A 25,308-nucleotide genomic window follows, 5' to 3' on the forward strand; every position below is an offset into this window, starting at 1 on the left:
TTTGGCATGGGCGGGTCAACTAATGGGCTAATGCGTGATCGTAATCCGCGTGCTCCCAGGCCCGTGCGAGCTGACCAAAGAGAAGAATTTGCGGGCATGGGACGGGGCGAGACGCACGCATCCGTGCGAAGCCGGGCGCCCCAAGTGGCGCGTCTCGACGGTGGCGTGGATGGCGTAGCCGCCGCTGTAGAAGACGGCGTAGTGCATCGGTGCGTTGTTGAACTTGGTCGAGTACCAGCGCCGCTCGAGGCGCTGCGGCCGGAACGTGCCCGAAGGCGTTGCGTAGCGGCCGCGTCCCGTCGAGACGGGCCAGCTGTAATAGTGGACGCCCCGGACGTAGACATCCATCGTCTGCCCGCTCTTGCTGATAGGGGCGTGGACGCTGGCATAAGTTGTAGCGGGGACAATGGACGTGGCGATGGCGAGCGCAATCGCAAACAGGACGGGCGCAAACAGGACGGGGCGCATCTCGTAACTCCAGACAATCGAAAAGCGCGGGCCCGGATGGATTGGGCGTGCTTCCCATTGCTGGAAGCACGCCGGGCCCAGCCTCATGAAGCATATATCCGTTATAAGAGTGTTGCGCGGCGAACCCCTCGGGGGTTGGGACCGAGGCATTTCCTCAGTTGAAGAGGAGCTCGAACAGCGTCTTCGGCTTCCTCTTTACGCGCTTCGGCGGTGCCGAGTAACCGCCCGATCCGGCAACTTCCTTGGTGCGGCTGATGCGCAAGTCCACCTCATCCGTCACGCCGTCGACACTTGCCACCGTGACCTTACCGCTTTCCCACGTCCACTTGGCGGTCTTGTCGCCCTGCTTGTGGGGCGCGATGGTGATCACCTTGCTGGTTTCGAGATCGAGCACGGCGATGAACTCGGTGGCCTCCGGCCCACGGCGTCCGGCGACCTTGCCGGCGGAAAAACGCAGCGTGCCGATGCCGGTGAACGGCTCCCGCTTCAGCTGCCACTCGAGCAGCTTGGGCTCACCCTCGCCCATCATCTCGAGCGGGACCGAAAGCCGCGGATAGCGATCGTCTACGGCGAAGAACTCGGGCCCTCTGGCGACGACGCGCCAGGTTTCGATGCCGGCGCCCGCGACTTCCGTCTCCAGAGTTTGCGAAGGCGCTGCGCCGAGGCGGGCAAGCGAGTCACGCGCGTCGCGATAGCCCGGCCGGAGGCTCTGCGCCTTCTTGAGATCGGCGATGGCCTGCTGGGTCTGGCCCTGGGCCTCCTCGATCTCGGCCTTCACCCAATAGACTTCCGGAGCCTCGGGGCTAAGCTTCTGTGCGACTTCGACGTCGCGCAGCGCAACGTCGATCTGGTCGTTCTGCTTATAGGCATACGCACGATAGGCGAAGGCGAGGCCGGAGCGCGGGTCGACCTCGATGGCTTTGTTGAGATCGCCGAACGCCTCGTCGACGGCCTCGACGAGCACGTGCGCGAAGCCCCGCTCGGCGAAGGCATCAGCGTTCTTGGGATCGAGCTCCGTCGCCTTGGTGAAGTCCTTGATGGCAGACGCCGTGTTGCGCATCGCGAGGTAGGCGCGCCCGCGCAGCACGTAGCTCTCGGCGTGGTTGACGTCGAAGGCGATGGAGCGCGAAAGGTCCTCGATCGCCTCGTCGTAATTCTCGACCGCGAGCTTGGCCTCGGCCATGTTGCGATAGCCCGCAGCGAAGCGCGCGTCGGCCTTCACGGCGCGCGAAAAATCGCGGATGGCCGCGTGCGGGCGTTGGCGCGAAAGGTGGGCAAGGCCACGGCCGCTGAGCGGAGCGGGATTGGATGGCAGAAGCCTCACCGAGTGCGTGTAATCCTGGATCGCATCATCGACATGGCCGAGGCGCATGTAGGCGCCGGCGCGGTTGTTATAGGCAGCGGCGTAGCCCGGCGCGAGCACGAGCGCGCGGTCAAAGTCCTTGATCGCCTCCTGCGGCAGACCGAGGGACAGCAAGAGATTGCCTCGGTTGTTGTAGACGGCGGCGAACTCCGGGAAGAGTTGCGCGGCGAGATTGAAGTCCTCGAAGGCTTGCCGTGTCTGGCCGAGCTTGATGTTGGCGACGCCGCGATCGTTCAGGATGGCGGCGCGCCGGTCGTTCGACAGAGCCGGATCCTTGAGGGCCTCTGTATAGTTCAGCACCGCGGCCTGGGCTTCACCGCGCACCAGCGCGCCAGCCCCCTCCTCCGCGATCTGAGCAGGCTCCGACGGCGCCGCGTGCGCCGGCGTGCGCGCGCACGCGGCCTGAAGCGCGAGCGCAAGAGCGATCCCGGCGGGGACAGAACGGACGGAACGCAGACGGGTCATTGAGCCTCTTGGCCACTCACGGGATCGCCATGGTAGACTGGCGACGGCGCCGAATCTTCCCCTGAATCTGGCTTGCGGGTCAATAACGGCGGATTGTGGCCGGGCGAGGTTTGCGGACGCCGGTGGCGGCGCGTGAGGCGCGGATATACGCAGGGCTTTCCGACGCGATGAACCTCTGGCTGCGCCTCATCTGGTTGTTTGTGACATCCCGCTTCCGCCCGCGCCTCGAATTGCCGGGCGACGCCTCGGAGCTGACGTTGCGCGTGCTGTTGAATGATCTCGACATCAGCCTGCACATGAACAACGGGCGCTACCTCGCGATCATGGATCTCGGGCGCTTGGACCTGCTCTTACGCAGTCCGCTCGGGAGGGCCGTGTGGCAGCACGGCTGGACGCCGGTTGCCAGCGCGGTGTTGATCCGATTCCGGCGCGAGCTTCGCTCCTTTGCGCGCTATCGGCTTGAAACGCGCGTCGTCGCGTGGGGTGCGGATAGCGTGCTGATCGCGCAAACCTTCGTGTTCGCGGATGGGGCTCACAAAGGGCAAACGGCGGCGCGTGCGCTGGTCAAGGGCGGCCTCTACGACCGCAAGGCGCGCCGCTATGTGCCGATGGCGGAGCTTATGCGATTAGTCGGCGTTTCCGGCGACAGTCCGCCGCCGTCGGCCGAGACCGAGGCGTTTCTCGCGGCCGACGGCGCCATGCGCGAGGCGAGCCGCACGCGCAGTCCGGACTCGGACGAAAACTTCTAGAGGGATTGAACCCCATCCTGCAGGTGCGCGAGCACGCGCGGCAGGTGGTCCGGCAAATCCTCGGCGATCAGGCCTGGTCCGAAGTCGCTTGCGACCTCGCCGTGCAGCCACGCGGCTGCGGCCGCCGCTTCAAATGCCGGTACGCCTTGCGCCAGAAGCCCCGTGATGAAGCCGCCGAGCACGTCGCCGGAGCCCGCGGTCGCGAGCCACGGCGGCGCGTTGGCATTGATGGCGGCGCGCCCGTCCGGAGCGGCGATGACCGTGTCGGCGCCCTTGAGCAGCACGACGGCGCCGCTCACGGCCGCGCCATGGCGCGCACGGTCGAGCCGCGAGCCCGGCACGTCGCCGAACAGGCGCGCGAACTCGCCGTCATGGGGCGTCAGCACGACACGCCGTTTGCCACTTCCGCCGATGGCGCGCTGCAAGCGCTCGAGATCTCCGGCAAACGAGGTCAGCGCGTCGGCATCGAGAACGGCGGCGGCGGGCGACCGCAACACTGCCTCGACGAGCCGGCACATGGCCTCCCCTACGCCTCCGCCGGGGCCGACCAGCACGGCGTTCTTGCGCTTATCCGTCAGAATCTCGGTGAGGCCCTCTGGGCCTTCGAAGGGCTTCAGCATGATCGCGGTCAGATGCGCGGCATTGACGTCGACGGCATCGAACGGGCTCGCCACCGTCACCAATCCGGCGCCCGCACGCAGCGCGCCGCGCGCACCGAGCCGCGCCGCGCCGGTCGCATGCGCCGGTCCCGAGACGACGAGCGCATGACCGCGCGCGTATTTGTGTCCGCCGTGCTGCGGCCAGCGCAGCGCGGTGCGCCACAACGCCGGCCCGTTGGCAAACGTGGTGACGCCGATCTCGGGGAGCACGCTCGCTGGGATGCCGATGTCGGCCACATGAACCGTGCCGCAGAGGGCGCGTCCCGGAAACAAGAGATGGCCCGGCTTTCGGCGGAAGAACGTCACCGTCTCGTTCGCCTGGAGCACCGGCCCCAGCGCCGCGCCGGTCGCGCCATCGAGCCCGCTCGGGACGTCGATGGCCAGGACCGGCGTCTTCAAGTCATTGACGGCGGCGATTATCTCGGCCGCGATGCCGTCGATCGGCCGCGACAGGCCGGCGCCGAACAAGCCATCGATGATCAGGTGCAGGCTTTCGAGCTGAAAGGGATCGAGCTTGCGCACCGGTCCGTCGAAGCGGCGCGCCATCTCGGCAGCGTCCCCCTTGAGGTCGGCCTTCTCGCCGAGAAGGAAGAGGCGCACGTCATAGCTTGCGCGCTTGAGCAGGCGTGCGGCAACGAACCCGTCACCGCCATTGTTGCCGGGCCCGCACAGGACGGCGATGCGCGATCCGGGCTTCAGACGGTTGCGGACGATCTCCGCGATGGCCTGCCCCGCCGCTTCCATGAGATCGAGGCTTTTGGCGCCATGGGTGACAGCCAAGCGGTCGGCCTTTCCCATCTCGGCGGGCGTCAAAAGCTCATGGCCGCCCTCCAACCAGACCGTCTCGTTCGCCAACGTACAACTCCCGCTCAATGCGCCCGGCGTTCCGCAACCGGATCTCGGCTTCGCCGCCTCGCTCCGAGCGTCGCTCAAACATCTTTCAGAGGCTATACTGGGGGCATGGCGCCTTGGCCATCGTGTGCGGTGGGCTCTGCGTTGATGTGCATAAATTATATACAAAGAGATGATTTTTTAGGCGCCTCGCATACCAGAAAATGCCTATCAATAGGGCAACAGCACTCTAACCCCCTGATTGATAAGGCTATACATTAAGACAAACGAGTTGGCATATCCCGTGCTACCCGATGGGCCGTCCGGCACATCGACTGTGTTTAGGACTGCAGGAGGCTGGAGGTCAGGGGCCGCATGAAAAAAATCGAAGCCATTATCAAGCCCTTCAAGCTCGACGAGGTGAAAGAGGCTCTCCAGGAAATCGGCCTGCAGGGCATCACCGTGATCGAGGCGAAAGGCTTTGGCCGTCAAAAGGGCCATACCGAGCTCTATCGGGGGGCCGAGTACGTGGTCGACTTCCTGCCGAAGGTGAAAATCGAGGTGGTGCTCGGCGACGACATGCTCGACAAAGCCGTCGAGGCCATCCAGAAGGCTGCGAAGACCGGACGCATCGGTGACGGAAAGATCTTCATCTCGACCATCGAGGAAGCCATCCGCATCCGCACGGGCGAAACCGGCGCTGAAGCCATCTAACCTACGCCGCCGAGGCAGTGACGTAGTTCCATAATAGGGGAGTGTTTTATGACAACGGTCAGTGATGTCCTGAAGTTGATCAAGGACAAGGACGTAAAGTTCGTCGATCTGCGCTTCACGGACACCAAAGGCAAGGTGCAGCACGTCACCGCAGACGTCTCGTGCGTTGATGAGGATACTTTCGAAGGCTACGCATTCGACGGCTCGTCGATCGCCGGCTGGAAGGGCATCGAGAGCTCGGACATGTTCCTGAAGCCGGATCCGGCCTCGGCACACATCGATCCGTTCTTTGCGCAGACCACGCTCGCGATCTTCTGCGATGTCATCGAGCCGCTGACCGGCCAGCCCTACGAGCGCGACCCGCGCTCGATCGCCAAGAAAGCCGAGGCGTACATGGCTTCTCTCGGCATCGGCGACCGCGTGTTCTTCGGTCCGGAAGCCGAGTTCTTCCTGTTCGACGACGTCAAATTCTCGGCCGAGCCCTATAACACCGGCTTCAAGGTCGACAGCTCGGAGCTGCCCACCAACTCCGCCACCGAGTACGAACTCGGCAACCTCGGCCACCGTCCGCGCACGAAGGGCGGCTACTTCCCCGTGCCACCGGTCGATTCCGCTCAGGATATCCGCTCGGAAATGCTCTCGGTGCTCGCCGAGATGGGCGTAAGCGTCGAAAAGCATCACCACGAGGTCGCCGCGGCCCAGCATGAGCTTGGGCTCAAGTTCGCGCCCATCATCACGGTCGCCGACCATCTGCAGATCTACAAGTACGTCGTGCATCAGGTCGCGCAGGCCTACGGCAAGACCGCAACCTTCATGCCGAAGCCCGTCTTCGGCGACAACGGCTCGGGCATGCACGTGCATCAGTCGATCTGGAAGGGCGGCGAGCCGGTGTTCGCCGGCAACAAATACTCCGACCTCTCGGATACCTGCCTCTACTACATCGGCGGCATCCTGAAGCACGCGAAGGCCATCAACGCCTTCACCAACCCGACCACCAACTCCTACAAGCGTCTGGTGCCGGGCTACGAGGCACCGGTGCTGCTCGCCTACTCGGCGCGCAACCGCTCGGCCTCCTGCCGCATTCCGATCGTGACGAGCCCGAAGGCGAAGCGCATCGAGATCCGCTTCCCGGATCCGGCCGCCAATCCGTATCTCGCCTTCACCGCTATGCTGATGGCAGGTCTCGACGGCATCCAGAACAAGATCCATCCGGGCGACCCGATGGACAAGAACCTCTACGATCTGCCGCCCGCAGAGCTGGCGCAGATCCCGACCGTGTCGGGCAGCCTGCGCGAAGCGCTAACCTCGCTCGACAGCGATCGCGGGTTCCTCAAGGCCGGCGGTGTCATGACCGACGATATGATCGACTCGTACATCGAGCTGCGCATGGCGGAGAACCTTCGCTACGAGATTACGCCGCATCCGGTCGAGTACGACATGTATTACTCGGTCTGATCAATCTCAGATGCACACAACGAAAGCCCGGCAGCGATGCCGGGCTTTTTTCATGCGCCGCTGCAAGCGCTTTGACTGCAACGCTACGGGGGTGTGCTCGTGTTGCGCATACTTCGTGAATTGACACGTCGCCTGCGCAGGCGCAGACTTCATACATATTCTGAAAGGAGGTCTAAGAAAATGGGACCACCGGATCAGCCGAGGCTGCTTGCACCTGATTGCGCACAATAGGCGAATAGGGTTTCGGCAAGCGGCACTCAGACAACCTGAACACTCGACGTGAAATCTCAGAGCCTTGAGCGCTATTGGCGCCGTGGGCGCGTAAGTGTGCACCCGATCCTTGGACCTTAACCCGCTTCGTGCGCAAAGCGTCCGAAGTGAATAGTTGAGACGTCCCCTGTGCGCGGTGGAGCCAGAGATCGGCCGCCGTCGGATCGGAGAGCGGGAGCGCCAGCTCTCCCGACATGGCACTGACGCGAAGCCCATGCGCAGCCGAGATGCAGGGTATCCGGAGATTTCACGAGACAGGAGCAACGGCTAGGACAAGAGACGGCAGATCTGAAGTCCCGATCGACTTGGTTGGACGCCGCTTGGCGATCCCGCGACCCGAAGCGATGGACTTGCCTCTGCCTTGAGTAACGATGGTCCTCGACCGTAGTCTCGCGAGCCCGCATCGGCAGCCTCCGCCGGCGGGCTCGTTTTCTATTTCGTCGCGGCGGCGCCACGATTGCGTGCCAGCCAGACTGGCATGACCTATCGCTTCCTGCCCGTCGCCCGTAGAACCGTCGTCGTCCTTCTCTCGGCGTTCGCGCTGGCATCAGCTGCAGCGCCGCTGGCGCATGCGCGTGCGCCTTACGGCTGGCTTGCCGCCGGCGCCGCGCCGACCGCAACGCTCGCCGATCGCATTCCGCCGCCGGCGGGCTTCGTGCGCAAGCCGGAGCCGGCCGGCTCGTTCGCCGCCTGGTTGCGTGGACTTCCCATGCGCCCGGCGGGGACGCCGGTGCTCACACATACCGGCAACCAGAAGTTCCGCCAAGATGTGCATGTGGCCGTGATCGATATCGACATCGGCAAGCGCGACCTGCAGCAGTGTGCTGATGCCATCATGCGGCTGCGTGCCGAATGGTTGTTCAGCGCGCGCCGCGATCGGGAGATCGCCTTCAACAACACGAACGGCAAGCGCATGCGGTTCGCAAGCGCCAAACGCAAAGATCATGCGGGCCTGCGGAAGTATATGGATCTGGTGTTTGCGTATGCCGGCACCTATTCGCTCGAGCGCGAGCTGAAGCCGGTGGCGCCCGAGGCGCTGGCCATCGGCGACGTGTTCATCAAGGGCGGCTTTCCGGGGCACGCGGTGCTCGTCGCAGACGTAGTCGAGCACGAGACGACGGGCGAGAAGCGCTTCCTGCTGCTGCAGAGCTATATGCCCGCCCAGGACATGCACATCCTCAAGAACCCGGCGGCCCAAAACGGCGCGCCCTGGTACGCGATCCCGAGCGGCGATCAGCTCGTGACGCCCGAATGGACGTTCAAAAGCACGGCGCTGCGCCGCTGGCCCTGACCGCGCCAGCAAAGTTGCAGATGCGGCTTTTGGAACGGCGTTCGATTCGGCCGCACACAAGCGGCAACTTTTGCTCATGTGGGTAACGGGGGAAGCTTTGCTTCTGGCTCCCAGCGACTCGTCGGTCCGGATTAGTGTGCGGCCCATGACCAGCACCGCACTCCTCCAATCCGATACCCTCCGCGAAGCCGCCTCCGCTGCCGAACCCGGGCAGTTCCGCGAGGCGCCGCACAACATCGAAGCCGAGCAGGCGCTGCTTGGCGCGATCCTGATCAACAACGAGGCCCTGGATCGCGTCTCGGCGTTCCTCGAGCCGCTGCATTTCTTCGATCCCTTGCACGGGCAGATCTACGAGATCGCCGGCAAGATGATCCAGGCGGGCAAGCAGGCGACACCGATCACGCTCAAGACCTTCTTCGACGCGGCCGAGCCGATCGATGCGCACCTTACCGTACCGCAGTATCTCGGGCGCCTCGCCACCAGCGCCACGACGATCATCAATGCCGAGGACTACGGGCGCACGATCTACGATCTTGCCGTGCGTCGCCAGCTCATCACGCTCGGCGAGGATATCGTCAACTCGGCCTACGATGCGCCGATCGATTTTCCGCCCGAGAGCCAGATCCAGGAAGCCGAGAGCCGTCTCTATGGCCTCGCCGAGCGCGGCAAGTACGGCCAGGGCTTCATGAGCTTCGGCAACGCACTGACGCACGCGATCGACATGGCGAACGCGGCCTACCAGCGCGACGGTCATTTGTCGGGTCTGTCGACGGGGCTCAACGATCTCGACAACAAGATGGGCGGCCTGCAGTCATCCGATCTGATCATCCTCGCCGGCCGTCCCTCGATGGGTAAGACGGCCCTCGCGACCAACATCGCCTACAACATCGCAAAGGCCTATCGGGCCGAGCGCCAGCCAGACGGCACGGACAAAACCGTGAACGGCGGTATCGTCGGCTTCTTCTCGCTCGAAATGAGCGCCGAGCAGCTCGCGACGCGTATTCTTTCGGAGCAGGCCGAGCTTGCGTCCGAGCGCATCCGCCGCGGCATGATCAACGAGGACGAGTTCCGCAAGCTCTCGGCGGTTGCACAGGAGATGAGCCGCTCTCCACTCTATATCGACCAGACGGGCGGCATCTCCATCGCGCAGCTCGCGGCGCGCGCGCGCAAGCTCAAGCGGCAGAAGGGGCTCGATCTTCTGGTCGTGGACTACCTGCAGTTGCTGTCCGGCTCGTCCAAGCGCGGCGACAATCGCGTGCAGGAAATCACCGAGATCACCACCGGCTTGAAGGCGCTGGCGAAAGAGCTCGCCGTGCCGATCCTGGCGCTGTCGCAGCTTTCGCGTCAGGTGGAACAGCGCGAGGACAAGCGTCCGCAGCTTTCGGACCTGCGTGAATCGGGCTCGATCGAGCAGGACGCCGACGTTGTCATGTTCGTGTTCCGTGAGGAATACTACGTCGAGCGGCAGAAGCCGCGCGAAGGCACGCCGGAGTTCAACGATTGGCAGACGCAGATGATGGCGGTGAGCGGCAAGGCCGAGGTGATCATCGGCAAGCAGCGCCATGGTCCCGTGGGCACCGTGCAGCTCGCGTTCGAGAACCAGTTCACGCGCTTCGGCAACCTCGCGCGCGAGTATCAGATGCCCGAGCGCTACGAGTGAAGCTCAACCGCGCATGGCGCTGGATTGGGCGACGGGTGAGGCATGCCTCTTAAGCTCCCACCCGACGCAACCGGCATCATCACCGTCGATCTCGACGCGCTGCAGGCGAACTGGCGCGCGCTGGCCGAGCGCGTGGCGCCGGCGGAGTGCGCGGCTGTGGTCAAGGCCGACGCCTACGGCCTCGGCGCAGCGGAGGTGATCCCGGCGCTTGAGCTCGCCGGCTGTCGCACGTTCTTCGTCGCCACACCCGAGGAGGCGCGCGGCGCGCGCCTGCTTGCGCCCAAGGCGCGTGTGTTCGCACTCGACGGACTTTTTCCCGGAGCCGCGCCGCTGCTCGTCGCCGCCGACGTGGCGCCGGTACTCGCGAGCCTTGCGGAGGTTCGGGAATGGGCGAGCGAGGCGCGGCATCTTTCGCGTCGCCTGCCGGCTGCGCTGCAGATCGACTCCGGGCTCAATCGTCTCGGCCTGGCGCTCGATGAGATCAAGACGCTCGTCAACGAGCCGAACCTTCTGGACGCGCTCGATCTGCGCCTCGTCATGAGCCATCTCGCCTGCGCCGACGATCCGGCTCACCCGCATAACGCCAAACAGCGTACCGCCTTCAACCGGCGTCGCGCGCTGCTGCCGGCGCTGCCGGCCAGCCTCGCCGCATCCGACGGTTTGATGCTCGGCTCGGCGTTTCACTACGACTTGGTACGGCCGGGCTACGCCCTTTACGGCGGACAGGCCTTCCGCAGCGAGCCGACGCCGGTTTCACCTGTCGTCACCGTCAAGGCGCGCGTTCTGCAGGTGCGCACACTCAGGGCCGGAGACAGCGTTGGGTATTCGGCGACGTGGCAGGCGACACGTCCGACACGACTTGCCATCGTCGCAGCGGGCTATGCCGACGGCTTCGCGCGCGCACTCAGCGGTGCGTCGGGGCGCAAGGGCGGCGTGGTCACGATCGGCGGCCAGAAGGCGCCCGTGGTCGGGCGTGTCTCGATGGATCTCATCACGGTCGACATCACCGACGTTCCGGGTGAGGTTCATCGCGGCGATCTCGCGACGCTGATCGGACCGGGGCTCACCATCGAGGCCATGGGGCGCACCGCCGGCACTATTGGCTACGAGGTGCTGACGCGGCTCGGGACGCGCTTCGTACGCCGCCATACGGGCGGAGGTGCGTGCTAGATGGCCAAGGCCGCCAAATCCCAGTTCGTCTGCCAGAGCTGCGGGGCCGTTTCGGCACGCTGGTCGGGCAAGTGCGTCTCCTGCGGCGACTGGAATACGATCGTCGAGGAATTGACGGCGGCAGCTGCGCCGCCCGGTTCCGGTCTCGCCGGCGCCAGCAAGGGACGCGCGCTCAAGCTCGAGACGCTCGCGGGTGCGCCGCAAGAGGCGCCGCGCTTCACGACCGGCATGCCGGAGCTCGACCGCGTGACAGGCGGCGGTGTCGTACCGGGGTCGGTGCTGCTGATCTCAGGGGAGCCCGGCATCGGCAAATCGACGCTGCTCCTGCAGCTTGCCGCGGCGCTCGCGCGCGCGGGACGCCGGGCTGTCTACTTCTCGGGCGAGGAGGCGACGGCGCAGGTGCGTCTGCGCGCGGCGCGGCTCGGGCTCGCCGATGCGCCGGTGGCACTTGCCTCGGAGACCAGCCTCGCCAACATCCTCGCGACACTCGGCGAAGGGCCGAAGGCCGATCTCGTCGTCGTCGATTCCATTCAGACGCTGTGGTCGGACGCGCTTGAAGCGGCGCCGGGATCCGTCAGCCAGGTTCGGGCGGCCACGCAATCGCTGGTCCGCTACGCCAAGCAGGCGGGCTCGGCGCTGCTGCTCGTCGGACACGTGACCAAGGAAGGACAGATCGCGGGACCGAAGGCCGTCGAGCACGTCGTCGATACCGTGCTCACCTTCGAGGGCGATCGCGGCCACGCTTATCGCATCCTGCGCGCGACCAAGAACCGTTTCGGCGCCACCGACGAGATCGGCGTGTTCGAGATGGTAGGTGCGGGCCTGCGCGAGGTGGCGAACCCATCCGAGCTGTTCCTCGGCGAGCGCGATGCCAAGGCACCCGGTACAGCGGTGTTCGCCGGCATCGAAGGCACGCGCCCGATCCTGGTCGAGATCCAGGCGCTCGTGGCGCCGTCGGGGCTCGGCGTGCCGCGGCGTGCGGTGGTCGGATGGGAGCAGAGCCGGCTCGCCATGCTGATCGCCGTACTCGAAGCCCGCTGCGGGGTCTCGTTCTCCAATCACGACGTTTACCTCAATGTGGCGGGCGGCCTGCGCATCGTCGAGCCGGCGGCGGATCTGGCGGCGGCGGCTGCCCTTCTCGCCTCGCTCGCAAACCGGGCGCTCGATCCCAAGCAGATCCATTTCGGCGAGATCTCCCTCTCGGGCGCCGTGCGGGCATCCCCGCATATGGGTTTGCGCCTCAAGGAGGCCGCCAAGCTAGGGTTTACAGACGCCGTGATTCCCGCTGGCGGCGAGGCTAGCGCCGAGGGCGCGCGCCTCACGCTGCGGCGGATTTCGCACCTTAAGGAGCTTGCGGCGGGCCTCGCCGCATGCGACTGAACGGTGGGGACAACTCTCAGGATACGATGCACTTCCAGGAGCTGAGGAGCCGAGACCCATGATCGGGCCGCTGACCTATCTCGACGCCGCGGTGATCGCGGTCTGCTTCATCTCGGCGATCCTGGCCATGTATCGCGGGCTTACCCGCGAGCTGCTGTCCATCCTGTCGTGGGTGGCGGCTGCCGGCGCGACTCTCTATTTCGTCTTGAATTACAAGAAGGTGGCCGAGGACATGGCCGCCCAGCTCGGCACCCAGGTGGCGGTTGCTCAGATCGCCATCGGCGCCGTCATCTTCCTGATCGTGCTCATTATCGTGCACCTCATCACGGCCCGGCTGTCGGATGTGATTCTGGATAGCAGTGTCGGTATGATTGATCGCATCCTGGGCTTCCTGTTCGGGCTTGCCCGCGGCTTCCTGCTGGTCGTCATCCCGTACATGTTCTACGCCTCTTTTGTCCCGGACGAGCAGAATCACCTGCCGTGGGTGCGAGATGGTCTGTCCACGCCGTATATCCGCGACACCGGCCATGTGATCCGAGGAATCCTCGAGACTTACATGCCGACCAGCCTGTCGCAGCCGTCGGCTCCGGCCGAGGTTGAGCCCCCGGCTCAATAAGCTTGGCAGGCATTGACGCTGCGCCTGCAGCGCCATAGTCCGCGACAGATCTGCGACAGCGGCAACAAAGCTCTTTAACGCCCTCGCGATTAGCATATATTCCGCGCATGCGACGGCAGGGCAGGGCCCGAAAGCGTGCGGCGCGCGGCCGTTGCAGCCAGTTTGCGGCGGATGCTTTAGCGGGAGGCAGCCATGGCGCACGATCACGTACCCGGAGCCGGGTGCGATCCGTTTCCGGATTTTGGCCTATCTAGGATGGGCGACGACAGACTCCGCGAGGAATGCGGGGTCTTCGGTGTTTTTGGGCACCCCGACGCCGCGGCGCTGACCGCCCTCGGATTGCATGCGCTGCAGCACCGCGGCCAGGAGGCGGCGGGCATCGTCACCTACGACGGCAAGCAGTTTCACTCCGAGCGGCGGCTCGGTCTCGTCGGCGACAACTTCAACGAGGCCGACGTCATCCGCCGACTCAAGGGTTCCATGGCGGTCGGGCACAACCGCTATTCGACCACCGGAGAGCCTGCACTCAAGAACGTCCAGCCGCTGTACGCCGACATCGATACCGGCGGCTTTGCGGTCGCCCACAACGGCAACCTCACCAACGCGCTGACGCTGCGCCAGGAGTTGATCAACTCGGGCGCCATCTTTCCGTCCACCTCGGATACCGAGGTCATCCTTCATCTCGTTTCCCGCTCAAAGAAGCGCCGCATCGTCGAGCGCTTCGTCGAAGCAATCCGCCAGATCGAGGGCGCCTGGGCGCTCGTCGCGCTGACCAACGACATGCTGATCGGCGCCCGCGATCCGGTCGGCATCCGCCCGCTCGTGATCGGCCGTCTCGGTGACGGCTACGTGCTCGCGTCGGAGACGTGTGCGCTGGATATCGTCGGCGCCGAGTTCGTGCGCGAGGTCGAGAACGGCGAGGTGGTGGTCATCACCTCGGAGGGTCTCGAGAGCCACCGTCCCTTCCCGCGCCGTCCGGCGCGCCCCTGCATCTTCGAGTACATCTACTTCGCGCGTCCCGACAGCATCGTTGGCGGGCGCTCGGTCTATGACGTGCGCCAGCAGATGGGCGGGCAGCTCGCGCGCGAGGCGCCGGCCGATGCCGATGTCGTTGTGCCTATCCCTGACTCGGGAGTTCCCGCCGCGATCGGCTACGCACGCGAATCCGGGCTGCCGTTCGAGCTTGGCATCATCCGCAATCACTACGTGGGGCGCACGTTCATCGAGCCCGAGCAGCAGATCCGCGCGCTCGGCGTCAAGCTCAAGCATTCGGCGAATGCGGGCGTCATCCGCGGTAAGCGCATCGTGCTGATCGACGACAGCGTTGTGCGCGGCACGACGTCGAAGAAGATCGTGCAGCTCATGTATGAAGCGGGCGCACGCGAGGTGCACATGCGCATCTCCTCACCGCCCATCACGCACTCGGACTTTTACGGCATCGATACGCCGAGCAAGACGTCGCTGCTCGCGGCCAACTACGACCTCGAGGGCATGCGGGCGTTCATGGGCGCCGACAGCCTGGCGTTCCTGTCGGTGGACGGCATCTATCGTGCTGTCGGTTACGACGGGCGCGATGCGATGGCGCCACAATTCACCGACCACTGCTTCACCGGCGAGTATCCGACCGAGCTTACGGATCAGAACGGTCAGGCCGGCACGCGCCAGCTCTCGCTCTTGGCCGAGGTGGGCTAGCGCCGAGCCTCGTCTTCCCGATTGACTACCGGCCCCTTCCACGGGGAGCGCGCCCGCTACTCCCCGCCAGCCTCATGAATTGCATATAATTCCTGGCGCTATCCCTCCGGAAACTAAGCCGAGAGGCGGCACTTCTCCCGCGGGGGGAACCGCGCTAACACTGCCGTTCACAAAGAGCCTAGAAAGGCCGCCATGGCAGCCCCCTCCCGTTTCAAGGATCGCCTCGCACTCGTCACCGGAGCCTCGCGCGGGCTCGGTCGGGCCTTCGCGTTGGCGCTCGCGCGCGAAGGAGCGCACGTCGTCATCTGTGCGCGCACCGTTGGCGCACTGGAAGAGCTCGACGACGAGATCCGTGCGAACGGCGGCCATGCCACCATTCTGAAACTTGACCTGCGCGCGCACGAACGCATCGACCAGCTCGGGCCCGTGCTTTTTCAGCGGTGGGAGAAGCTCGACATCCTTGTCGCGGCCGGTGGCATCCTGGGCCCGCTGTCACCGCTGCCGCATATCAGCGCCGACGCCTGGCAGAGCGTGCTCGACATCAATCTCTCCGCCAATTGGCGGCTGATCCGCACGCTCGATCCGCTCCTGAAGCGGTCCGAGGCTGGTCGCGCGCTGTTCGTCACGGCGAGCGCGGCACGCGGCGATCTCGCCTACTGGGGTCCGTATGCAGTGTCGAAGGCCGGGCTCGAGGCGCTGGTCAAAAGCTATGGTCAGGAGCTCGCAAACACGCCCGTGCGCGTCAATCTGCTTGACCCGGGTCCCATGCGGACGGGACTGCGCGCCAAGGCGTTCCCAGGCGAGGACAAGAGCAAGCTCGTTGAACCGTCGAAGGTCGCGGAATTCGCTTTGCCGTTGCTGCTGCCGACCACGACCGAAAGCGGTCGGCTCGTTCGCTTCAACCCTGGTGGTGAGGCTGCAACGGCGGCGCTGGCCGCGAGCAACGACGCCTAGAGTTCTTCCAGCGCTCAGCGCCCCCTCACCCGGAACGATCGTGCGATCGTTCCGACCTCTCCCCATCGGGAAGAGGTCGAGGAAAGACATTCACGCGACAGGCGGCGGGCCGCCGGGCACGGCGGTTTCCGGTACGAGCGCTTCGACCTTGCGCGGTGCGGCGGCGACCTTCTCCTTGGCGAGTGCGAGGGATGCGACATAGTCTGGCTTGCCGCTGCCGAGCAATGGCAGGCTTTGCACAACGAGGATGTCGGCGGGCACCATCAGCTCGCTGGCGCCCTTCTGGCGGGCGAAACGCGAGAACGCGTCACGGGTGACTTTGGCGTCGGTCGTCATCAAAACCAGGCGCTCGCCCTTGCGCGCGTCGGGAAGCGCCACAACGACGCTCGGGCTCGTCGACCATAGCTCCGCGGCGAGGGCTTCCACGGCCGACAGCGACACCATCTCGCCCGCGATCTTGGCGAAGCGCTTGGCGCGGCCCTTGATGGTGATGAAGCCCTGGTTGTCGATCGAGACGATATCGCCCGTATCGTGCCAACCATCGACCGGCGGCTCCAGGACGCCGGGGTTGTCCGCCCTCAGATAGCCGAGCATCACGTTGGGCCCGCGCACGTAAAGACGCCCGCCGTCCTCGATGCCTGGCACCGGCTCGAGGCGTGCCTCCATCAGCGGCGAGAGGCGGCCGACGGTGCCCGACTTGTTGGCGAGGGGCGTGTTGATGGCGAGCACGGGCGCCGTCTCGGTGACGCCGTAGCCTTCCAGAATGCGCACGCCGAACTTCTCCATGTAGATCTGCCGCGTGCGCTCCTTGACCGCCTCGGCGCCGGACAGGATCAGGCGCACGCGCGCAAAGTCATAAGGGTGCGCGGTGCGCGCGTAGCCGTTGAGGAAAGTGTCGGTGCCGAACAGGATCGTGGCGTTGGAGCCGTACACGAGCTCAGGCACGATGCGGTAGTGCAGCGGCGTCGGATAGAGATAGACGGGCACGCCGCCTACGAGCGGCATGATGAGGCCGGCCGTGAGCCCGAAGGAGTGGAACACGGGCAGCACGTTGAACAGCTTGTCCTGGCCGTTCACGGCAACGCGTGTCAGGCTCTGCGTGGCGTTGGCCAGCAGGTTCCGATGCGAGAGCACGACGCCCTTCGGCAGCCCTTCCGAACCCGACGTGAACAGGATCGCCGCCGGATCGTCCGGCTCCCGCTCGGCCTGAGCGCGCGTGCCGACCAAAAGGCCGCGCATCTTGTCGGCGAAGGCGATGGAGGCGCGGACGTCCTCGAGATAGACGACGCGACGGCTCGCTGAGAGCTTGTCGACGACAGCTTCGAGATGCGCCTTCTCGACGAACACGCGGCTCGTCAGCACGACACTGACTTTCGCGGCCGTGCAGGCCGCATCGATGTTCTGCGGGCCAGCCGTGAAGTTCAGCATCGCCGGCACGCGGCCGATGGACTGCAGCGCGAAGAACGTCACGGCGACGCCGGCCGAGTTCGGCAGCATGACGCCGACGGCTTCGCCCTCAAGTGCCAACGGAGCCAGCTTGGCGCCCAGCACCTGCGCGCCGAGGATGAGCTTGCGATAGGAAAGCCCGCTCCCGAGCGGATCCTCGATAATGGGCTTGCCCGTGTCACGCGTCGCCTTCGCCTCGACGAGTGCGGAAAACAGCGTCTGATCGAGGTTCGCGGTACGCACCGCAGTCTCGACCATCAGATCCTGCAGTGCCATGCCGGCCGCCTGGCGGCGCGCCTTGCCCTTGAGACCTTCGGGCACCGGCAGCTTCACCGGCGGCAGGATGGTGACGCGCGTCTTCGGGAACAGCGTCTTCTTGCATTGGAAACGGTTGAGATAGCCGAAATAGGAGCGCTCGGGTCCGTCGATGCGCACCGGCACGATGACCGCATCCGCCTTGTCGGCGATCATGGCCGTGCCGTCGTAGACTTTCATCAGACCGCCGGTGACGGTGAGACGTCCTTCGGGAAAGATGACCAGCGTCTCTCCGCCTTTCACGGTCTGGATCAGGTGACGCATGCCGAGCGGGCGCGTCGGATCGATGCTGTGCGCTTTAACGACCTTGAGGAACGGCTTGATCCAGCTCTTCTGCGCCATGCCGGTGTCGATGGCGAACGCGGCGTGAGACGGCAGGATCGAATGCAGGATCGGCGCGTCGAGCAGGCTCACGTGGTTCGGCGCGATGATGGTGCGCGTGCCGGGCGGTGGCAGTTTCTCGTAGCCCTTAACCTCGAGGCCCATGAAGGTCTTGAACAGGAAGGCGCCGACGTCCTGCACGCCCTCTTTGCCCCAGGCAGCGAGGATCAGCGCCATGGCGGCGAGATTGCCGATGCCGAGCAGCGCGAGCAGCATGACGAGGCCGACGCCGTTCCACTGTAGAAGCGCGACGCCGAGGCTTCCCGCGGTCATGAACAGGGCCGAGAGCACGTTGCAGGCGCCGATGGTGCGCGCGCGCTCGGTAACCGGCGCCCAGAGCTGCACGGCAGCGAATGCGGGCACGATGTAGAGGCCGCCGGCGATGGCAAGGCCCGCGAGATCGATGATCACGCGCCAACCCGTCATGCTCGCGAGCATTGCGCCGACGGTCAGCACCTCAGGCGACGTCACTATCCGGGAGGCCGTCCAGGCGAGGTCGAGCGCGAAGAGGCCCATCAGCAGCGCGCCGATCGGCACAAGCGCCAAATTGGGCCGCGTCTTGCTCGCACGCGCGGCGAGCGCGGATCCGACGGCAATGCCGATGGTGAAGGTGACGAGCGCCAGGATGGTGACGCTTTCGCCGCCGCCCATCTTGTCCTTGATCAGCACCGGCAACAGCGACAGCGCGACCATGCCGACGAGCCAGAACCACGAGACGATGAGGCCGCCGATCCAAAGCCGACGCTCGCTGCGCAGATGGCGCAGCAGCGCGACGGTCGACGTCCAGGGATTGAAGTCGATGGCGAGGCTTGGTGCGGCCGCGCCCATCTTCGGGATCAACGAGGCGGAGAGCCAGCACAGGCCCGCGAGGCCGACCACGAGGCCGGCCAGGATCCACTCACCGCCTCCGTTCCCCGCCGCGAGCCCGCCGCCGATGGTTCCGACCAGGATGGCGGCGAAGGTCGCGCTCTCGACGAAGGCGTTCCCAGCCGGCAGCTCGCGCGGCTCCAGCAGGGCCGGCAGGATGCCGTACTTGATGGGACCGAACAGGGCGGCGATGACACCGTAGAGGCCGAGCGCGACGAACAGTACCCCAACGGAGTTCAGAACGAAGCCAACTGCGGCGATGATGGCGACAGGGATCTCGGCGCGCTTCAGCTTCTCGGCCACTACGGCCTTGTCGTAACGGTCAGCGAGCTCGCCACCGATGCCGGACAGAATGAAGAACGGCGCCACCAGCACGGCGCCTGCCAACGCCACAAGTACGCCGCCCTGCTCCGATCCGACCTTGAACAGGATCAAGATCACGAGCGCGTTCTTGACGAAGTTGTCGTTGAGCGCGGATAGGAACTGGCACCAAAACAGCGGTGCGAAGCGGCGGCTCGTGATCAGCGCTTGAAACATGTATCGGGTCTCTGGCAATGCGGGCGACGGCGGCCCATCGAGGAGAAGTAAGGCCGAGGGTCGGGCCCGATGATGGTGAAACAGCGGCCCTTTGCGGGGAAGAACATGGCGCGAGGCAGTGCAGTAAACGGCAGCGTCGCCAAAAAGCCAACGGGTTGCATAGGCGAGCCGGCGAATCCGAGACCCCGCATCGGGTTAGGCTGCTTCATTGACACCCCCGGCCCGCGGGCGGATGTTGAGGCTCGGAAGCGGTACGATGACGACTGGCATGGCGCGCCGCGTCTCCCTACGTCAAGGGCGAGCATAACGATACGATGGCAGGCATGGTTACCACGACGACCCGGCACCGCGAGATCACAGTCAACGGACGCTGCCTCACGAGCGGCGCCGAGACGCTGGCTGCCCTTCTCGTCGAGGAGGGGTTTGCGGACGTCAAGGTGGCGACAGCCGTCAATGGAGATTTCGTCGCCGCACGGGCGCGCGTTGAGGTGCGCCTTGCCGACGGCGATCGCGTCGAGATCCTCTCCGCCCGGCAGGGCGGCTGAGGCGAGGAATACGAACCAGCCATGAACCAGACCGAGCCCTTGCGGCCGCTGCCGCACGATCCTTCGCCGACGCAGGTCACCTTCTACGGCGAGAGCGTCGCGTCGCGTCTGCTGCTCGGCACCGCGCTCTATCCGTCGCCGCAGATCATGAGCGACGCCGTGCGGGCCGCACGCGCGGGCATCGTCACCGTATCGCTCCGGCGCGAGCAGGCGCGCGGGCGCAACGGCCAGCGCTTCCTCGATCTCATCCGCAATTTGCCGGTGCGGCTGTTGCCCAACACTGCGGGCTGCCGCACGGCCAAGGAAGCAATCACGACCGCCGAGATGGCGCGCGAGCTGCTCGAGACCGACTGGATCAAGCTCGAGGTCATCGCCAACGACGACACGCTGCAACCGGAGCTGTTCGGTCTTGTCGAAGCGGCGGAGGAGCTGACCAGGCGCGGCTTCAAGGTGTTTCCGTACATGACCGAGGATCTCTCGGTTGCGGAGCGGCTCGTCGCAGCCGGCTGCCGCGTGTTGATGCCGTGGGGCTCGCCGATCGGCACGGGGCGCGGGCTTGCCAATCCGCACGCACTCGCGACGCTGCGCGCCTACTTTCCCGACCTGCCGCTAGTCATCGACGCTGGCATCGGCGCGCCGTCGCATGCGGCTATGGCCATGGAGATGGGCTACGACGCGGTTCTGCTCAACACGGCAGTTGCGAAGGCGCACGACCCGGTGCGCATGGCGGCGGCCTTTGCGGCAGCCATCGACGCGGGGCGAGCTGCTTACGAAGCCGGGCTGATCGAGCAGAGCGATCGGGCACGCCCGTCGACGCCCGTTGCCGGCACGCCGTTCTTCGATCTCGATGCGCCGCGTTCCGGCACCCGCTGAGGCCCTTCCATGACCGCTATCGGCGCACCCGACGTCTTCTATCCGATTGTGCCGAGCGCGGCGTGGGTTGTTCGCCTCGTGCCGCTCGGGGTGCGCACGCTGCAGCTCCGCATCAAGGATAAAAGCGAGGATGAGGCGCGCCGCGAGATCGCCACCGCGCTGGAGATCGCGCGCCGCGCGGGTTGTCGCCTGATCGTCAACGACTACTGGCAGGCGGCCATCGACCTCGGCGCGACGGAGCTTCATCTCGGCCAGGAGGATCTTGCCGCTGCGGATCTGGCGGCCATCAAGCGGGCGGGCATCGCGGTCGGCATCTCGACGCACAGCGACGAGGAGCTCGAGACGGCGCTTAGCGCCGGTCCCTACTACGTCGCGCTCGGTCCGATCTATGAGACTAAGCTCAAGGCGATGAAATGGGCGCCGCAGGGACTCGAGAAGATCGGTGCCTGGAGAGCGCGCATCGGGACGTTGCCGCTGGTCGCGATCGGAGGCATCACGCCCGATCGCGCGGGGCCGGTCATTGCCGCCGGCGCCGACAGCGTCGCCGTCATCACCGACTTCATGACGGCGCCTCACCCCGAAGCGCGGGTTCGCCTTTGGCTCGACTGGGCGGCGACCGTCCGCGCCTGATTGGGGTGCGGCGGTCGCGCTTATCGTCGGCTTCCGCTCGTGCCCTTTTCCCGGATTGGGGGATCAGATTGCCTGATCCCCCGCATCCGGAAACACTCCTAGTACATCTGCAAGGCGAGCACCCCGCCGGGCCCGATGACCAACCCCCAGATATCGCCGGCCGCGACTTCCACTTCCTCGCTCTGAGATGGTTCGCCGGACACATGGAGCAAGATGGTCTGCTTGCCGGGCGCGACCTCAAGCGTCGGACCGTCGGGTTTCTCCGCGCCGCTTCCGGCCGCGATCTTCACCTTCCTCTTGCCGATCGTCAGCGTGGCCTCCTTGTCCAGCGTGTTGCCGATCAACAGCTTGACCTGGCCCTTGCCGGGTAACATTCCGGCCTTTTGCGCGTCGTTCTGCTTGCGCAGCGTCAGTGAGGACACCGTCTCGCCGTTGCGGTGCGCAAGAGTCAGAACGGCTGGGCCCTCCGGCGAGAGATAAGCGATCTCGGCCCGATCTTTGGTCACGGACGCGCCGGCCTGCTCGTTCCAGCCGAGCCCAGCCAACTCGCGGCGATAGAAGGCGAGAACCGTTTCAACGGAAGCCGGCACGCTTGCGTTCACGGAGAGGCGGAAAAGGCTCTTCTCGCTGCCGCTGATCGAGTGCGGAGCGGGGATCGGCAGTCCCGCCCTGTCCTCGACCATGAGCTCGGTTTGCAGGGCGGCGTCGGGCTCCGCGAGGGTTGCAACCTCGATCACGGCACTCTCGGCATCCTCCAAACGGGTAACGAGCCCCGAGCCGGACGCACTGACACGCGTCCTGTTGCCGAACTTCATGACGGTGACGGAGACGTCGCGCTTGTCCTTGGCAAAGCGCAACACGACCATGTTGTCCTTGTCGATCGCCGAGCGCTCAGGCTTCCAGCCGTCGCGCTGCAGCACGCCGCGGTAGAACTGGGCGAGGGACTTCACGTCCGAAGCGCTCTCAAACTCTAGCTCGCCGCGGCTGCCATCGAAGTCGACCGCCTCGGCCGTTGCGGGAAGCGGCAATGGCGTGGAGCCGTCGTGCGCTTCCTCCAGAGCTACGATGGAGGCGGGCGACGGATCCCCTGCCTTTGCCGCCGGCCTGTTCAGATCTGCAAGCGCCCCTTCGGTCGCCTTTCGCACCTGATCAAGAATTTCCCCTGCCAGAGTATCGAATGCGTCCGGGCCGGGAGTCACAGTGTGCTCGGCTTCAGGCTCTGATACAGCGGCTTCTGCAACCGGCTCCTCTTTTTTGTTGAGCGCGGTGAGAAGATCCTCGGACACACCCTCGATCCGGGCATCGAGGCGGCCGTCGTCCCGACGCTGCAGCATCAGCATGATCGGGCGGTGGTTCTCCCGGACGAAGAACGCAAACTTGCCGCGATCGTTCGCTTCGGCGATGTCCTCGCCGGCCTCGAACTTGCGGTTAGCCACGCGCGACCAGGGCGCCCAGCCGCGTGCTACCAGCTCGTCGTGGAAGAACGTCAGCGACGACTCGAGCGGCACTGCCGTGACAAGGGACAGATACGGCCGGTCAGGCGCGAACCTGATCTCGGAGGCGTCTTTCAGAAAAGGCAGATCGTCGACGATGGCGTTAGCCGTGTACGACACGCTCGTTGCATTGCCCTGGGCCGGTGCAAGGGTGACGAACACGGTGAGGCCCTGGCGGTCCTTCTTGAAGGTCTTGATCGAAAGCTGGGGGTTTTGCGCGCTGGCAGAGAAAGGATCTTCGTAATGCTGCCAGCCCGAGGCGGCGAGCAACTTTGCGACCGCATCGGCCGTGGCAGGAACGGAGTCCGGCGCCGTGTAAATCGTAGTGGACGGACTTGAGAAGGTGATTTTGGAACCTTCCGTGCGCGCGAGCCTGCTCGTGTCGAGCGTGTATTCGGCGGCCGCCGGCGGCACGGCGAGGTATCCGGTCGCCAATGCGCCGGCACCAGTTGCCAGCATGAAGCCCAGGGCTAGGGCGCGCATTTCCTTGTCTCCTCAGTGAGTGCTGCCGCCGCGCAAAAGGTGGCGGCCGGGTGCGTTGCGGATTTGGGCAGGTATCGGATGGATTGTCGCTATACGGTGGATTGGCGGGATGCGGAGGCGCTTGGGTGCGCCCCGCGGATCTCCCGCGTCTTCATGGTCCAAACGCGCGCCGCGGGATGTTCCCCGCGTAACACGCGGCCTTCGAGGTTTCGCGAACGCGGCGGCTGCGGCGTCCGTGCGGCGCCGTCGTGACGGGCTTCATTCGCTTCCTCTTGTGAGGAACGGCAGAGGCTATCGCAGCGGTTGCCAACCGGGGTGGTCGAAGCGCTGAGCATAGATGCTCAGCGAGTCATCGATAATGAGCATGCCGTCGATGGCTTCGATCGTGTCGGCGCCTGCAACTGCCCCGGCTCCCTTCTCGATATAGCCCGCGAGCTTCTCGATTTCCTCGCGGGCTTCACCTGTCATCTGGGTCCCGGACTTGATCCGCGCGACCGCTGCCTTGACCTTGGCGTGATAGGTGCGCGCGTCAGCCGGCGGCATACGCCGATGCGTGACAAGCGTGTGCGCATTGAGCGTCAAATCGCGGATCGCCTTCATCTCCGTGCGCACGACCTCGTCGGTCGGCAACCTCCCGTTCTGGGCCACCGCGGCAAGCGAAGACAGGGCCAGAACAATCGTGAGCACCAGCGCGCGCATCATACCCCCTGCTTTTCGCGCGCAACGGCGCGCCAGCCGATGTCATGGCGGCAGAATCCGCCGGGCCAATCGATCTTCGCGATGGCCTCATAAGCGCGGGCCTGCGCCTCGGCGACGCTTGCACCCAGCGCGGTGACGTTCAGAACGCGGCCGCCATCTGCCAGAATGCGCTCGCCGTCACGGCGCGTGCCGGCGTGGAAGATCTCGACATCGGGCACGCTGCCCGCTGCGTCGAGGCCGCGGATCTCCGTGCCCTTCTCGGGCGTGCCCGGATAACCCTTGGCGGCAAGCACGACCGTCAGCGCGACCTCGTTGCGCCAGCGCAGGTCGAAGTGATCGAGCACGCCATCGGACGTCGCGACCATGGCAGCCAAGAGATCCGACTGCAGCCGCGTCATCAGCACCTGCGTTTCGGGATCGCCGAAACGCACGTTGTACTCGATCAGCTTCGGCCCCTGGGCCGTGATCATGAGTCCGGCGAACAGCACGCCCTTGAACGGCGTGCCGCGCGCCGCCATGGTCCTCACGGTCGGGTTGATGATCTCATCCATGGTGCGCGCGCACATGTCGGGCGTCATGATCGGCGCAGGCGAATAGGCGCCCATGCCACCGGTGTTCGGTCCTGTATCGCCATCGCCGACGCGCTTGTGATCTTGGGCGGTCGCGAGCGCGAGCGCCGTCTTGCCGTCGCAGAGAGCAAAGAAGCTCGCCTCCTCGCCCTCGAGAAACTCCTCGATCACGACCTCGGCGCCTGCGGCGCCGAACGCGCCGGCAAAGCATGCCTCGATGGCCGCTTCCGCCTCAGCACGCGTCGTGGCGACCACGACGCCCTTGCCGGCTGCGAGGCCGTCCGCCTTGACGACGATCGGCACGGCCTGTGACGCGAGGTACGCCTTGGCCGAGTCTGCATCATTGAAGCGGCCGTAGGCGGCGGTCGGGATGCCGGCCTCACGGCAGAGATCCTTCGTGAAGCCCTTCGAGCCTTCGAGCTGCGCCGCCGCTTTCGACGGGCCGAAGTGCTTGATGCCCGCCGCGGTCAGAGCGTCGGCGAGACCGGCGACGAGCGGTGCCTCGGGGCCGACGACGACGAAGTTGATCCTGTTCTCGGCGATGAAGCGCAGCACGGCTGCGTGGTCGGCCGTATTGAGGGCGACGCACGCGGCGAGCTCCGCAATCCCAGCGTTTCCGGGCGCTGCATAGAGCTTGGTCAGCAGCGGACTCGCGGAAAGCGCCCAGGCGAGCGCGTGCTCGCGCCCGCCGCCGCCGATGAGAAGTACGTTCATGATATCAGAGCCTTAGCGG

General features: G+C 65.6%; 20 protein-coding genes. 13 read left to right on the forward strand and 7 right to left on the reverse strand.

Annotation, left to right across the window (positions count from 1 at the left end; genetic code table 11):
- Window positions 1-27: 27 nt before the first annotated feature.
- Window positions 28-468 carry a L,D-transpeptidase gene (locus tag CS1GBM3_RS03985; RefSeq protein ID WP_072393628.1) on the reverse strand — a complete coding sequence of 147 codons (441 nt, stop codon included), beginning with the start codon at window positions 466-468 and terminating at the stop codon, window positions 28-30.
- Window positions 469-622: 154 nt separating this feature from the next.
- Window positions 623-2,296 carry a tetratricopeptide repeat protein gene (locus tag CS1GBM3_RS03990; protein WP_072391713.1) on the reverse strand — a complete coding sequence of 558 codons (1,674 nt, stop codon included), beginning with the start codon at window positions 2,294-2,296 and terminating at the stop codon, window positions 623-625.
- A 167-nt stretch (window positions 2,297-2,463) separates the two neighbouring features.
- On the opposite strand from CS1GBM3_RS03990, the gene CS1GBM3_RS03995 reads away from it, so the two are divergent.
- Entirely contained in the window at window positions 2,464-3,045 is a 582-nt protein-coding gene (locus CS1GBM3_RS03995) for a thioesterase family protein (protein WP_072391716.1), read from the forward strand.
- Here the strand turns inward: CS1GBM3_RS03995 and CS1GBM3_RS04000 are convergent.
- Window positions 3,042-4,559: an NAD(P)H-hydrate dehydratase gene (locus tag CS1GBM3_RS04000; RefSeq protein WP_280172757.1), complete on the reverse strand. Its 1,518-nt coding sequence runs from the start codon at window positions 4,557-4,559 to the stop codon at window positions 3,042-3,044. The two genes, CS1GBM3_RS03995 and CS1GBM3_RS04000, sit on opposite strands and share 4 nt — an antisense overlap.
- A 351-nt stretch (window positions 4,560-4,910) precedes the next feature.
- Between CS1GBM3_RS04000 and CS1GBM3_RS04005 the strand changes: the two genes are divergently transcribed.
- From CS1GBM3_RS04005 to CS1GBM3_RS04045, 9 genes are all read left to right on the forward strand, one after another.
- A complete protein-coding gene (locus CS1GBM3_RS04005; protein WP_072391719.1) occupies window positions 4,911-5,249 on the forward strand; it encodes a P-II family nitrogen regulator in 339 nt (112 codons plus the stop codon).
- Window positions 5,250-5,297: 48 nt separating this feature from the next.
- Window positions 5,298-6,704, forward strand: coding sequence for a type I glutamate--ammonia ligase (gene glnA, locus CS1GBM3_RS04010; RefSeq protein ID WP_072391722.1), 1,407 nt, complete (start codon window positions 5,298-5,300; stop codon window positions 6,702-6,704).
- Between the two features lie 748 nt (window positions 6,705-7,452).
- The gene (locus CS1GBM3_RS04015; protein WP_083567032.1) at window positions 7,453-8,265 is read left to right on the forward strand and encodes a DUF4846 domain-containing protein; all 813 of its coding nucleotides are present in this window, start codon (window positions 7,453-7,455) and stop codon (window positions 8,263-8,265) included.
- A 145-nt stretch (window positions 8,266-8,410) separates the two neighbouring features.
- Window positions 8,411-9,925, forward strand: coding sequence for a replicative DNA helicase (locus tag CS1GBM3_RS04020; protein WP_072391725.1), 1,515 nt, complete (start codon window positions 8,411-8,413; stop codon window positions 9,923-9,925).
- A gap of 42 nt (window positions 9,926-9,967) precedes the next feature.
- Window positions 9,968-11,095: an alanine racemase gene (alr, locus tag CS1GBM3_RS04025; protein ID WP_072391728.1), complete on the forward strand. Its 1,128-nt coding sequence runs from the start codon at window positions 9,968-9,970 to the stop codon at window positions 11,093-11,095.
- On the forward strand, window positions 11,096-12,475 hold the full coding sequence (gene radA / locus CS1GBM3_RS04030) for a DNA repair protein RadA (RefSeq protein WP_072391731.1): 1,380 nt from the start codon (window positions 11,096-11,098) through the stop codon (window positions 12,473-12,475).
- Window positions 12,476-12,533: 58 nt separating this feature from the next.
- Window positions 12,534-13,091 carry a CvpA family protein gene (locus tag CS1GBM3_RS04035; protein WP_072391734.1) on the forward strand — a complete coding sequence of 186 codons (558 nt, stop codon included), beginning with the start codon at window positions 12,534-12,536 and terminating at the stop codon, window positions 13,089-13,091.
- A gap of 255 nt (window positions 13,092-13,346) precedes the next feature.
- Window positions 13,347-14,783 carry an amidophosphoribosyltransferase gene (gene purF, locus CS1GBM3_RS04040; RefSeq protein ID WP_244534547.1) on the forward strand — a complete coding sequence of 479 codons (1,437 nt, stop codon included), beginning with the start codon at window positions 13,347-13,349 and terminating at the stop codon, window positions 14,781-14,783.
- 192 nt (window positions 14,784-14,975) lie between these two features.
- Entirely contained in the window at window positions 14,976-15,737 is a 762-nt protein-coding gene (locus CS1GBM3_RS04045) for an SDR family NAD(P)-dependent oxidoreductase (protein WP_072391741.1), read from the forward strand.
- Window positions 15,738-15,827: 90 nt separating this feature from the next.
- On the opposite strand, the gene CS1GBM3_RS04050 is transcribed toward CS1GBM3_RS04045, so the two are convergent.
- Window positions 15,828-19,283: an acyl-[ACP]--phospholipid O-acyltransferase gene (locus CS1GBM3_RS04050; RefSeq protein WP_072391744.1), complete on the reverse strand. Its 3,456-nt coding sequence runs from the start codon at window positions 19,281-19,283 to the stop codon at window positions 15,828-15,830.
- Between the two features lie 323 nt (window positions 19,284-19,606).
- On the opposite strand from CS1GBM3_RS04050, the gene thiS reads away from it, so the two are divergent.
- From thiS to CS1GBM3_RS04065, 3 genes are read left to right on the forward strand one after another with little or no spacing between them, the layout of a single operon-like run.
- Window positions 19,607-19,828, forward strand: a complete 222-nt coding sequence (thiS, locus tag CS1GBM3_RS04055; RefSeq protein WP_072393636.1) for a sulfur carrier protein ThiS — start codon at window positions 19,607-19,609, stop codon at window positions 19,826-19,828.
- Window positions 19,829-19,849: 21 nt separating this feature from the next.
- Complete coding sequence (locus CS1GBM3_RS04060) at window positions 19,850-20,701, forward strand: thiazole synthase (protein WP_072391747.1); 852 nt, start codon at window positions 19,850-19,852, stop codon at window positions 20,699-20,701.
- Between the two features lie 9 nt (window positions 20,702-20,710).
- Entirely contained in the window at window positions 20,711-21,331 is a 621-nt protein-coding gene (locus tag CS1GBM3_RS04065; RefSeq protein ID WP_072391750.1) for a thiamine phosphate synthase, read from the forward strand.
- Window positions 21,332-21,429: 98 nt separating this feature from the next.
- Here the strand turns inward: CS1GBM3_RS04065 and CS1GBM3_RS04070 are convergent, their stop codons facing one another.
- The 3 genes from CS1GBM3_RS04070 to purD all read right to left on the reverse strand — a co-directional run bounded on the left by CS1GBM3_RS04070 (window position 21,430) and on the right by purD (window position 25,289).
- Window positions 21,430-23,307: a hypothetical protein gene (locus tag CS1GBM3_RS04070; protein ID WP_072391753.1), complete on the reverse strand. Its 1,878-nt coding sequence runs from the start codon at window positions 23,305-23,307 to the stop codon at window positions 21,430-21,432.
- 291 nt (window positions 23,308-23,598) lie between these two features.
- On the reverse strand, window positions 23,599-24,009 hold the full coding sequence (locus tag CS1GBM3_RS04075; RefSeq protein ID WP_072391756.1) for a hypothetical protein: 411 nt from the start codon (window positions 24,007-24,009) through the stop codon (window positions 23,599-23,601).
- Window positions 24,006-25,289: a phosphoribosylamine--glycine ligase gene (gene purD, locus CS1GBM3_RS04080; protein WP_072391759.1), complete on the reverse strand. Its 1,284-nt coding sequence runs from the start codon at window positions 25,287-25,289 to the stop codon at window positions 24,006-24,008. Before purD ends, CS1GBM3_RS04075 begins: the two co-directional genes overlap by 4 nt.
- Between the last annotated feature and the right edge of the window lie 19 nt (window positions 25,290-25,308).

The sequence above is a fragment of the Hyphomicrobium sp. CS1GBMeth3 genome (genome assembly GCF_900117455.1).
Taxonomy (GTDB): Bacteria; Pseudomonadota; Alphaproteobacteria; order Rhizobiales; family Hyphomicrobiaceae; genus Hyphomicrobium_C.

Coding starts and splice junctions, on each gene's coding strand:
- CS1GBM3_RS04015 (WP_083567032.1), top strand. CDS start 7,453: ATGACCTATCGCTTCCTGCCCGTCGCCCGTAGAACCGTCGTCGTCCTT.
- purF (WP_244534547.1), top strand. CDS start 13,347: ATGGGCGACGACAGACTCCGCGAGGAATGCGGGGTCTTCGGTGTTTTT.
- CS1GBM3_RS04075 (WP_072391756.1), bottom strand. CDS start 24,009: ATGATGCGCGCGCTGGTGCTCACGATTGTTCTGGCCCTGTCTTCGCTT.
- purD (WP_072391759.1), bottom strand. CDS start 25,289: ATGAACGTACTTCTCATCGGCGGCGGCGGGCGCGAGCACGCGCTCGCC.
- CS1GBM3_RS03990 (WP_072391713.1), bottom strand. CDS start 2,296: ATGACCCGTCTGCGTTCCGTCCGTTCTGTCCCCGCCGGGATCGCTCTT.
- thiS (WP_072393636.1), top strand. CDS start 19,607: ATGGTTACCACGACGACCCGGCACCGCGAGATCACAGTCAACGGACGC.
- CS1GBM3_RS04020 (WP_072391725.1), top strand. CDS start 8,411: ATGACCAGCACCGCACTCCTCCAATCCGATACCCTCCGCGAAGCCGCC.
- CS1GBM3_RS04060 (WP_072391747.1), top strand. CDS start 19,850: ATGAACCAGACCGAGCCCTTGCGGCCGCTGCCGCACGATCCTTCGCCG.
- alr (WP_072391728.1), top strand. CDS start 9,968: ATGCCTCTTAAGCTCCCACCCGACGCAACCGGCATCATCACCGTCGAT.
- radA (WP_072391731.1), top strand. CDS start 11,096: ATGGCCAAGGCCGCCAAATCCCAGTTCGTCTGCCAGAGCTGCGGGGCC.
- CS1GBM3_RS04050 (WP_072391744.1), bottom strand. CDS start 19,283: ATGTTTCAAGCGCTGATCACGAGCCGCCGCTTCGCACCGCTGTTTTGG.
- CS1GBM3_RS04035 (WP_072391734.1), top strand. CDS start 12,534: ATGATCGGGCCGCTGACCTATCTCGACGCCGCGGTGATCGCGGTCTGC.
- CS1GBM3_RS03985 (WP_072393628.1), bottom strand. CDS start 468: ATGCGCCCCGTCCTGTTTGCGCCCGTCCTGTTTGCGATTGCGCTCGCC.
- CS1GBM3_RS04045 (WP_072391741.1), top strand. CDS start 14,976: ATGGCAGCCCCCTCCCGTTTCAAGGATCGCCTCGCACTCGTCACCGGA.
- glnA (WP_072391722.1), top strand. CDS start 5,298: ATGACAACGGTCAGTGATGTCCTGAAGTTGATCAAGGACAAGGACGTA.
- CS1GBM3_RS04070 (WP_072391753.1), bottom strand. CDS start 23,307: ATGCGCGCCCTAGCCCTGGGCTTCATGCTGGCAACTGGTGCCGGCGCA.
- CS1GBM3_RS04005 (WP_072391719.1), top strand. CDS start 4,911: ATGAAAAAAATCGAAGCCATTATCAAGCCCTTCAAGCTCGACGAGGTG.
- CS1GBM3_RS03995 (WP_072391716.1), top strand. CDS start 2,464: ATGAACCTCTGGCTGCGCCTCATCTGGTTGTTTGTGACATCCCGCTTC.
- CS1GBM3_RS04065 (WP_072391750.1), top strand. CDS start 20,711: ATGACCGCTATCGGCGCACCCGACGTCTTCTATCCGATTGTGCCGAGC.